Annotated in this window: 10 protein-coding genes; 4 read left to right on the top strand and 6 right to left on the bottom strand. The window is 47.7% G+C overall.

All coding sequences use genetic code 11. The features are described from left to right. Positions 1 to 278: 278 nt before the first annotated feature. Positions 279 to 1,607, top strand: a complete 1,329-nt coding sequence (paeA, locus tag EPYR_RS02750) for a polyamine export protein PaeA (protein WP_012666883.1) — start codon at positions 279 to 281, stop codon at positions 1,605 to 1,607. A gap of 49 nt (positions 1,608 to 1,656) precedes the next feature. Here paeA and EPYR_RS02745 read toward each other — a convergent pair whose 3' ends face one another. Continuing rightward, positions 1,657 to 1,863, bottom strand: a complete 207-nt coding sequence (locus tag EPYR_RS02745; protein WP_012666882.1) for a DUF1107 domain-containing protein — start codon at positions 1,861 to 1,863, stop codon at positions 1,657 to 1,659. Between the two features lie 536 nt (positions 1,864 to 2,399). Further along, a complete protein-coding gene (cysQ, locus tag EPYR_RS02740) occupies positions 2,400 to 3,140 on the bottom strand; it encodes a 3'(2'),5'-bisphosphate nucleotidase CysQ (protein WP_012666881.1) in 741 nt (246 codons plus the stop codon). A 238-nt stretch (positions 3,141 to 3,378) separates the two neighbouring features. On the opposite strand from cysQ, the gene EPYR_RS02735 reads away from it, so the two are divergent. Further along, positions 3,379 to 3,591 (top strand): 2',3'-cyclic-nucleotide 2'-phosphodiesterase, encoded by a 213-nt coding sequence (locus tag EPYR_RS02735; protein ID WP_014538519.1) that lies wholly within the window; start codon positions 3,379 to 3,381, stop codon positions 3,589 to 3,591. A gap of 200 nt (positions 3,592 to 3,791) precedes the next feature. Further along, complete coding sequence (locus tag EPYR_RS02730) at positions 3,792 to 7,097, top strand: cysteine peptidase family C39 domain-containing protein (protein ID WP_012666880.1); 3,306 nt, start codon at positions 3,792 to 3,794, stop codon at positions 7,095 to 7,097. A gap of 210 nt (positions 7,098 to 7,307) precedes the next feature. Here EPYR_RS02730 and fklB read toward each other — a convergent pair whose 3' ends face one another. Beyond that, a complete protein-coding gene (gene fklB / locus EPYR_RS02725) occupies positions 7,308 to 7,928 on the bottom strand; it encodes an FKBP-type peptidyl-prolyl cis-trans isomerase (RefSeq protein ID WP_014538518.1) in 621 nt (206 codons plus the stop codon). 325 nt (positions 7,929 to 8,253) lie between these two features. On the opposite strand from fklB, the gene EPYR_RS02720 reads away from it, so the two are divergent. Next, positions 8,254 to 8,802, top strand: a complete 549-nt coding sequence (locus tag EPYR_RS02720; protein ID WP_012666878.1) for a LysM-like peptidoglycan-binding domain-containing protein — start codon at positions 8,254 to 8,256, stop codon at positions 8,800 to 8,802. Positions 8,803 to 8,852: 50 nt separating this feature from the next. Here the strand turns inward: EPYR_RS02720 and rplI are convergent, their stop codons facing one another. The 3 genes from rplI to priB are packed head-to-tail and all read right to left on the bottom strand — an operon-like array spanning position 8,853 to position 9,893. Then, the gene (gene rplI, locus EPYR_RS02715; protein ID WP_004160101.1) at positions 8,853 to 9,305 is read right to left on the bottom strand and encodes a 50S ribosomal protein L9; all 453 of its coding nucleotides are present in this window, start codon (positions 9,303 to 9,305) and stop codon (positions 8,853 to 8,855) included. Between the two features lie 38 nt (positions 9,306 to 9,343). After that, positions 9,344 to 9,571, bottom strand: coding sequence for a 30S ribosomal protein S18 (gene rpsR, locus EPYR_RS02710; protein WP_000135199.1), 228 nt, complete (start codon positions 9,569 to 9,571; stop codon positions 9,344 to 9,346). 4 nt (positions 9,572 to 9,575) lie between these two features. Next, positions 9,576 to 9,893: a primosomal replication protein N gene (gene priB / locus EPYR_RS02705; RefSeq protein WP_012666877.1), complete on the bottom strand. Its 318-nt coding sequence runs from the start codon at positions 9,891 to 9,893 to the stop codon at positions 9,576 to 9,578. Positions 9,894 to 9,898 lie beyond the last annotated feature (5 nt).

The raw sequence follows: 9,898 nt of genomic DNA, 5'->3' as shown, positions 1-9,898 counted from the left end.
TGTTCACTGCCGCAATTGTAAGCGCTCGTCGCCGCAGTTATAATCTCTGCACAGTCCGCACCTCGGCCTGATTGCCCTTCTGCTCCGGCCGTATGCCGAACCGCAGACATTTTTGGCACGGATAGCCCTGAATCGCCGAACTTCCTGATGTGATATACGCAGAATCCGAATCCTGCGCGCTGCCCAGGCCAAAAATGACAAGTGATTAACCCGGCCCTCTCTGACAGCGCGATCGTCATCCTGATTGCCACAGAGCCAAGCCACCATATGGATGTTTTATGTTAGACAGTTTCCTTGTCATCGTCATGCTGATTGCGGTCAGCTCGTTTTTTTCTCTTTCAGAGATTTCGCTGGCTGCCGCACGCAAAATAAAACTTAAGCTGCTGGCCGATGAGGGTAATATCAACGCCCAACGCGTATTGAAAATGCAGGAAACCCCCGGCATGTTCTTTACCGTAGTGCAAATCGGCCTGAACGCGGTGGCGATCCTCGGCGGTATCGTCGGTGACGCGGCGTTTTCCCCCGCTTTCAAAGCGCTGTTTGAACGCTTTTTCGACGCTGAAATGGCGGAACGCATCAGCTTTATCTGCTCGTTCACCCTCGTCACCAGCCTGTTTATCCTGTTCGCCGACCTGTTTCCTAAGCGCCTGGGCATGATTGCACCCGAAAGAGTGGCGCTGAAAATTATCAACCCGATGCGTTTCTGCCTGTTTATTTTCCGCCCGCTGGTGTGGTTCTTTAACGGCGGAGCCAATATCATTTTCCGCCTGTTCAAAATCCCACTGGTGCGCAAAGACGATATCACCTCTGACGATATTTATGCGGTGGTTGAAGCCGGGGCGCTGGCTGGCGTGCTGCGTAAACAGGAGCACGAACTGATCGAAAATGTCTTCGAGCTGGAATCGCGTACCGTGCCCTCTTCCATGACCTCGCGCGAAAACGTGGTGTGGTTTGACCTGCATGAAGATGAAAGCAGTCTGAAAGAGAAGATCGCGCGCCATCCACACTCAAAATTCCTCGTCTGCAATGAAGATATTGACCATATCGTTGGCTACGTCGATTCAAAAGAGCTTCTGCTGCGCGTGCTGGGTAATCAGAGTATGACGCTCAACAGCGGCGTACAGATCCGCTCGGCGCTTATCGTGCCCGATACCCTGACGCTGTCTGAAGCGTTAGAGAGCTTTAAAACCGCCGGGGAGGATTTCGCCGTCATTATGAACGAGTACGCGCTGGTGGTGGGTATTATCACTCTCAACGATGTGATGACCACGCTAATGGGCGATCTGGTTGGTCAGGGGCTGGAAGAACAGATCGTTGCGCGCGATGAGAACTCATGGCTGGTCGAAGGCGGTACGCCGATCGAAGATGTAATGCGTGTTCTGCATATAGACGAGTTCCCGCAGTCGGGTAACTACGAGACCATTGGCGGCTTTATGATGTTTATGCTGCGCAAAATTCCGAAGCGTACCGACTTCGTTAAGCTGCACGGCTACAAGTTTGAGGTGGTGGATATTGACAGCTATCGCATCGACCAGCTGCTGGTAACGCGCATTGATGCGCGTCCGCTGGCTTCAGTACTGCCCAAAGACGCGGAAGAGACAGCATAATCAGCGGCGGCAATCCATAAAAAAAGGCGTAAATGCGCCTTTTTTGTTATTAGTTAAACTCGGTCTGCAAGCGCAGAACCTGTCGGTTCACTTCTGACATCACGCTATAATGTTGTTTATCTTTAACGCGTGGAATCAAAATTTTACCCTTATCGAATTCAAACGCGCCGACATCCTTGATGTAGAACCTTCCCCGAAACAGTGTCTTAACGTACTTAGCGACCTGTAATGGATTATATCGCTGGAAGATCTTCATTATCTTACTACTCCTGAAAAATTAACGACGTCTCTTCGCCGTCAAATGCGGCACGAGTTGATGAAACGCAAAGTACAGTGACTATAGAACATGGTTCGCTCCCGATGTTCTTAAAATTGAATTTTTTTACTGTTCTTACACATCATTACAGAACACCCTGTTACATGGCCGTTATTAACCAGTATAAACAGTCAACAAATAAGGTTTTGTGCGTCATATTACAAAGATGTCATAACGACGCGGCAGGTAGCATCATGCGCGCCGATTATTTCATTAGCATGACCCACCAACGGCACTTCTGAACCCGGGTCAGCGCTGGCATGACAAATAAAGAAGTTGAACGTTCAGGGATATCCTGGCAACAGCGAAAAGCAACAGTGGGTGGAACGGCTCCATCGAACTGATGCGCCAGATGAGTCCGCGTGCTGGCCGCTTAACAGGAGCAAGTCGGGTACGGAAGCGTCGCTAAGCCGATAGGTGTTATTCGCCCGGCGGGCGAACCTTTTTGTCGCCCACCCCAATGCCAGCTTGCAAGGTCAAAAAATGGATACGCGAAACCCCGGATTGAGGAATGATTCGCGCGGGGCATAATCAAGGGGTTTACCCTGCCAGTCATTAACGTGCGCACCCGCCGCCGCCGCCACCGCGTGGCCTGCACCGGTATCCCAGATATTGGTAGGCCCGAAGCGCGGATAGAGCTGTGCTTTCCCCTCTGCCACCAGGCAGAACTTCAGCGAGGAGCCAATCGCGGTGGTCTGATGGTCGCCGAGTTGCTTGAGGTAATCTTCCAGTTCGCTGTCGGCATGTGAACGACTGACTACCACCAGCGGCGGGCGCGCATCCTGCACCTGAATCCTGATTTTATGGCCACCCTCTTCCTTCCAGGCTTTGCCTTCGGCAGCGCAATACATCACCGCCAGTACCGGCGCATAGACCACTCCCAGTACCGTTTTTCCCGCTTTGATCAGCGCGATATTGACCGTAAACTCCCCGTTACGTTTGATAAACTCTTTGGTGCCGTCGAGCGGATCCACCAGCCAGTATTGCTGCCAGTGCTGGCGTATCTCCCAGCTCTGCGGCGCTTCTTCAGACAAAACCGGGATGGTGGGGGTTAACGCCTGTAGTCCGGCGACAATCACCTTGTGCGCCGCCATGTCTGCGGCAGTCACCGGTGAGTCATCGGGCTTCTGCGCCACATCCAGTGGAGCCTGTCCGTCATACACCTGCATAATGGCATCACCTGCTTCACGCGCCAGCTGGCAAATTTTTTCTAACACGGTCCACCTCCTGAATATTCTGGTGTTTTCATCAGCATAACGCACCTGTGATAGCGGAGCACGGTATACTGCCATTTTTTGAATAATCATAAAGTTAGTGGGATAGCATCCAATGTAAGCACACGTTATGACTGAATTATGCGTGCCGCGCCACATTTATCAGTGACCATTAGACAACGTTTCACCATACTCTGCGATAGTTACAGAAGTTTATCGAAGAACGTTTAAGGGAGAAAACATGTTCAAATCCTGCCTTACGTTGGGCGCACTGCTGGTGAGTCACACGCTGCATGCAGCCACCGTCGATTTCCGTATTCTGGAAACCACTGACTGGCACTGTAATATGATGGATTTTGATACAAAGAAAGATCGGTCCACAAATGATTATCGCCTGGTGCGTACGACTTTACCGATAAAAGGACGCACCGGCAGGCAATCAGCATCGTGTTAATTGATAATAAATAAGTAATAAAGAGAAGTATTCGATCGGCGATCTGACTCAACTTTATTCAATATAAAGCCCAGCTTCACCGGAATCTTGCAGCCTATTGCACCTTAAAAAAATAAGAAAAAACTGGGATCAATATTCCATACTGACCATACGAGTAAAAAATATAATTAAGCATTTTTAAACCAAAAGGGAAAGACGACATGTTAGAAACGATAGCTAATTACAGGAAATCAATTGGCAATAATCAGAATTATCATCACAGAAAAATCGGTAAATCCGTTACGTGTGTGCGGGCTGACAACTCAAACAACTCATCCACTCCAAATCCAATACGTCAATTTGGGGCGTATATTACCGAAGCCATCAATTCACCGGACGAAAAGCACCGAATACCATCCCAGCAAACTTCTCCACCAGGAAAGGTGTTAACACTCATTCAGTTTATGCTTCTGCTTGATAATATTACATTACCCATATCTGAGTCATGTTTGCCCGAGGAGCAAATGATATCAGCCAGCGGCAAAAATGTACTCCCCCGTCCCCAGAGTCACCCATCTGGGATTGAACAATCGACTCTGGCTAAGGTAAATAAAAACCAAGCTCCTTCCGCAGTAGAAGCAGGGAAATATCCTTCTCTGATACCAGGGGCGTACGCCGCGCCGATATTTAATGGTAATGAAGGTGTTATTCAGGTTATAGAGAATGACAGCTGTATGATTAACAGTGAACAGAAGAAGGATAAGCTGATTTCCGCCATAACTGAGCAAGTTGTGTCAAACGGGCAACTGTCAGCGGATGACGCTAATGATTTTGAATTCTCGCTGCGGTCTGAGGCTGCCGGGGCACCGATATACATTGCCCACTTGCATGTTACTCCAAAAAAAAGCCGCATAATACGTGAAGCGCAAAGCGCGCAAGACGAACGGATAATGGGACATATAAAGGGAACTTGCGCGTTTGAGGAAGAAATATATAACTCCAATGGAGAGAGTGTTGGTAAGACTTTTTTATTGTATGCCCAACGCGCTGAAAATCCGTTTCGCACGATTTATGATAATAAAGATGGTCGCCCCTCTCCTGAAACCCAAGGGCTTGCTGAAGGGCTAAATATTTCTGCTGACATTATAACACTCGGGCTGAAATCATTTATAGCGCGTTTAATAGCCAATAAATTGCGCGAGAAACATTACAGTGATCTAGGCGATAAAATTTGCGCTCAAAGGTTCAGTAATCTATTTATTGCGGATATGGGAACATCGCTTAATGCCGATGGACAGATATTTAAGCGAGGTAGTAGCTCCGGTAAAGTAAAACCTCACGAGCTTTTTAACGCCTTACCGGCACAGTCACGAGCAGCTTTTTATACCAGGAATTCTCAGACCGGTATAAGAACGGAAGTCCTGCTGGAGTTGAATCAGTTAAAAGGTTCAATCAATGACAATGGTAGAGTTATTTACCTTAAATCTACGGGGATCGACAATGAGTTCATCACCTACCATCCCAATGCCGTAAATCAGGGATTGCTACAGAAAAAAGTCATTGTCAATAACGATCTGAGATGGCGATATGCAGATACATTTGATTCCACCGGACTTAACGTTCAGACTCGAGAGGGGAAAAAACAAATTAATCTATATGGTGATTATTATGAGCTTAACCAGAATAGTGTAGGAAAATTCGAGATAGTAATAAAAAAAGAATCTGGAATTAGAGAAAATATCCCTGTATATATGGAGCCGCTGTCCAGAAATTGGCATTTGAATGTGCACAATGGACATCAGGTATTTAACAATGAACAAAAAGAAATAGTTTCAGCAATAAAAACGCACAAGGAGGATGGTTTTTACTATGTACCCAGGAGCAACAATAATGAGCCATACTATGGCAACGGTAAAATATACCATCAGGAAAAAGTGGGTGATGCAGGGCATTACCCCTGGGGTAGGTATATTGAAATTAACGGTGAGCTGGTTCCAGTAAGAAATGTTGAGCATAAAGGAAAGGGTATATTATATGAAATTTACGATATTAAAAATCCAGACAAAAAGGGATATGCGGTAGAATGGGATGGTGATCGTTGGTTGTTTGAAAAGCCGACTTCTGCTCATATCTCTAAAAATGTTGAGTCATTTTTAAGCGATTATAAACATATACAGAACATTGATGTCAGCAAACTTTCTGCACCCGACCACCATGGAGTGAGGTGGACTGTAGATGGAGAATCATATATAAAAGTCAACAATGAATTTTACAAAATGACGTTAACCGATGAAGGGGGCATCATTCATATCTCTGAGAGTGAAAGTCTCGGGATGAAACTATCATTTGGTAAAAATAAGTTTGAAAACGATGCATTATTAAGCAGTGCAACAAATAAAGATGTGTTAACGCCTAAAGCCCCAGCTCATACTGACCAAAGATTAAACAGACAGGGTGCCCGTAAAATCAAGAACACCAAAGCATTAGAGGATATAATAAGCAAAGATATAATTCGTACCGACTTTAAACCCGGGGACTTATCCCCTCAGAACTCAATGGGTATAAGGAAAGATGGTAGTGGCAACATGTATATTAAAGTAAAAAATGGATGGGTAAGCTTATCAAAAAGCGATACGGGTTACTCCATTCCTGTAGGAAAAGAAAAAATAAGAGTTGAATTCACGAAAAACAGATGGTCAGCGGCAGAGACAGCACCAGGATTTCCGGGGCAGCTTAATTATTTCCCAAGTGAACAAGCAAGTGTAACAGTATCTTGTACAGATGGCTACTCTACAACTTTCGACATTGATCCGACAAAAACGTTGACGAAAAATATCCTTGAACATTTTGATCCTATCGACGACGGATTACTGTTCGATATGAAAAAATCGCAATCAGACCACAAGCATGAATTTTTTAGTATAAATAAAGTAACGATAAAAACGTCAGATTCAGAAAGGTCTGTCTATTACCCAGATGATAAGCCCGGTGGATTAAAAAATTCTGACGTATTATTTGATGTTGTACCTATCAATTTTAAAACCTCTAAAAACATCCTTATCGCTCCAAATAAATACAAAACTGAAATGGTTTATACGCACTACCCATACGATTTACACGTTATGAAACAAGGAACAATTAAATCTTGTGGGTTTGCATGCATAACAATGATTGCAAAAGATCTAAAAAAGGTAAGAAATATAGATGAAAGCGTTATCAAACATTTTATGAGTTTAAACAAAGATAGTACCGATGGCGCTTTTTCTTTAACATTATCTGAAATAATGAGCGAATCAGGCGTTAGCAATAAATATTTACGTATTGAAGACCCCGCAAAATATATACAAGATAAAATGCGTGAGGACAGGTGGACAGGAATAGTCAATATTGATGGACACTTTTGCATCATTACAAAAGCAGATACACATGAATTCTACTTCAGAGACCCTTATCAAGGGATTCTCTCTTTGGAAAAGACAGATAAATTGAAAAATTTATCTATAGGTAAAGATATTATCGAAATGTAGAAAACACGCTCATTTCCCAAAGGTTAACCGCCTGAATGGTGGAATTTTCCGTTCGATTGCCGGGTGCCCCTTTGAAAGGGCACCCATTTGAGTTCCATACACCTTTTGAGATCCGGGACTAAGAATTCAGCATCCGGAATCCTTACGAAGTAAGGTTGTGCGGGAACTCATGTGGGCGCTCGCTATCACACTATCGGAATGCCGGCAAACTTACAGGATTTCCAGCAGCTCGACTTCAAACACCAGGGTACTGAAAGGCGGGATAGAAGCTCCGGCACCACGTTCGCCGTAAGCAAGGTTATGTGGGATCACCAGTTGCCACCTAGAACCGACCGGCATCAGGGTCAATGCTTCAATCCAGCCAGGGATCACGCCGCTGACCGGAAATTCAGCCGGTTCGCCGCGCTGCACGGAGCTGTCAAACACGCTGCCGTCGATCAGTTTACCGGTGTAGTGCACACGCACACGATCCTGGCGAGATGGGATGGGGCCTTCCCCCTGAGTCAGTACGCTAAACTGCAGCCCGGTTTCTGTGCTGTTGACGCCATCACGCTTCGCGTTCTCTTCCAGGAACGTCTGGCCTTCCACTGCCAGAGCCTGCTGACGCTCCTGACGAACGACTTCGGCGCGTTCGTGCACTTCACGCAGTGCGCGGTGAACGACATCTACAGGCACCGCCGGGGCATTCCCTTCCAGCGCATCGCGCAGACCTGCCAGCAGAGCTTCAGGCTGCAAACCCTGCAGACCCGATTCCTGCAGCTGCTGACCAACCTGTAAACCGATACCGTAACTTGCTTGCGCTTCAACGCTGTCAAAAGAAGGGGTTGTCATGGATTTTCCTTTCATCATTGATAAAACCGAGGACGAAGCATAACAGCGCAGACAACGGGCGTAAAATCCCATATTCCCCTGGTGACTTTTCACGGTGAAACGGAAACAATACCTTTCCTGTTTTCCAGCCGCAGAACGGCTACCGGACGGCTACGGATAACATCAGGTCACCGTGAGTCTGCTAAGCTACAAACTATCAGAGGTAAAAATGGGCCAAATAGCCCGCAGGCCAAGGAGAAGCCCGCCGCTTGTTGCCAGCCATATTAAAAAATGGCTTGCGCAAAGCTCACCGTTCGCGCGATTTTCGCGCCAGGAGGAGACCATAATGCCAGACGCATCGCCCGGTTCGCACTTCACATCATGGTCCAGTCGTCTCTGGCATCTGCCAGACCGGGTAAGCTGGATGGATCCCCTGCCCGCCCCGCATCGCCGTGGCATTATTGCCGCTGCGCTGTTGATGCTGCTGGCGTTTTTGTGGCCGTACCCCTCTAAGCAGCATAGCGTGCAGCCGGTCACTCCGCTGCACAGCGGCTCCGCCGCCACCGAAGCCCCGTTACAGGCGCAGCTCACTGATAGCTCACCTTCAACGTTCGCCCCCCAGTCTGATGCAGATGGCCAGTGGCGGAATTACACCGTTGCTTCCGGCCAGACGCTGGCACAGCTTTTTCGCGACAATAACCTGCCGGTTACTGATGTATTTGCCATGGCGCAGGTAGAGGGTAATGACAAGCCTCTCAGCACGTTGCACAGCGGTCAGACGGTGAAAATACGTCAGAATACGCAGGGAGTGGTGACCGGACTAACGCTGGAGGGTGCTAACGGCAATATACTGTTTACCCGCCAGCCGGATGGCAGCTTTATTCAGGCACCATAGAAACAAAAACGCCGACCCTGAGGTCGGCGTTTGGTATCGGGCTTTAGCGATTAAGCTTCAGCAACGATATTTACAATCAGTTTAGCGAAGACTTCGCTGTGAACCTGGAAGTCCACTTCGTGCTCACCGGTAGTACGCAGAACGCCGTTCGGCAGACGCACTTCGCTTTTCGCCACTTCAACGCCAGCTGCAGTGACTGCATCAGCGATGTCGCGGGTACCGATGGAACCGAACAGTTTACCTTCGTCGCCTGATTTAGACGCGAGGGTAACAGTGCCCAGTGCATTGATTTTCTCAGCACGCGCATTAGCTGCAGCGAGAACGTCAGCCACTTTGGCTTCCAGTTCTGCGCGACGTGTTTCGAAGAATTCAACGTTTTTCTTGGTAGCAGGAACAGCTTTGCCCTGTGGCACCAGGAAGTTACGAGCGTAGCCCGCTTTAACGTTTACCTGATCGCCCAGGCTGCCCAGGTTTGCTACTTTATCAAGCAGAATAACTTGCATTACCTTATCCTCTTAAAGTCGTTAATGGACAGTTGCCGTTACTGATGACGATCGGTGTACGGCAGCAGGGACAGGTAACGCGCGCGCTTGATAGCACGAGCCAGCTGACGCTGGTATTTTGCGCGAGTACCGGTGATACGGCTCGGTACGATCTTACCACTTTCAGTGATGTAATTTTTCAGCGTTGCGATATCTTTATAATCGATCTCTTGAACGCCTTCCGCGGTGAAACGGCAGAACTTGCGACGACGGAAATAACGTGCCATTTGGCTAGTCTCCAGAATCTATCAATTCAATCTGCTCGGCATGCAGTACGATTTTGTTCAGGCCATTGCGCCCTTTATGGCTACAAATAAACCCCTGAACCGTAAGCTGCGTGCCGACCGTTATACTTTGAGTAATGGCCTGATGGGCTTTGCCGCTGATGATCACCGGCATCCGACACCAGACTTGCCGGTTAAAACCGGCTTCCACCTGCTGTGAACGGTGCTCAAGCACGAACTGGCAGTGTGGAATTCCTGACGGGCTGACTTTTCGCATCGGTGCCTTGCACACGGTGCCGGACAGCGTCAGACGATTAGCCGTCACGGAAA

This window comes from Erwinia pyrifoliae DSM 12163, assembly GCF_000026985.1.
Lineage (GTDB): Bacteria > Pseudomonadota > Gammaproteobacteria > Enterobacterales > Enterobacteriaceae > Erwinia > Erwinia pyrifoliae.
The sequence above is the reverse complement of the archived record's forward strand: the minus strand, read 5'-3'. Positions and strand labels throughout refer to the sequence as shown.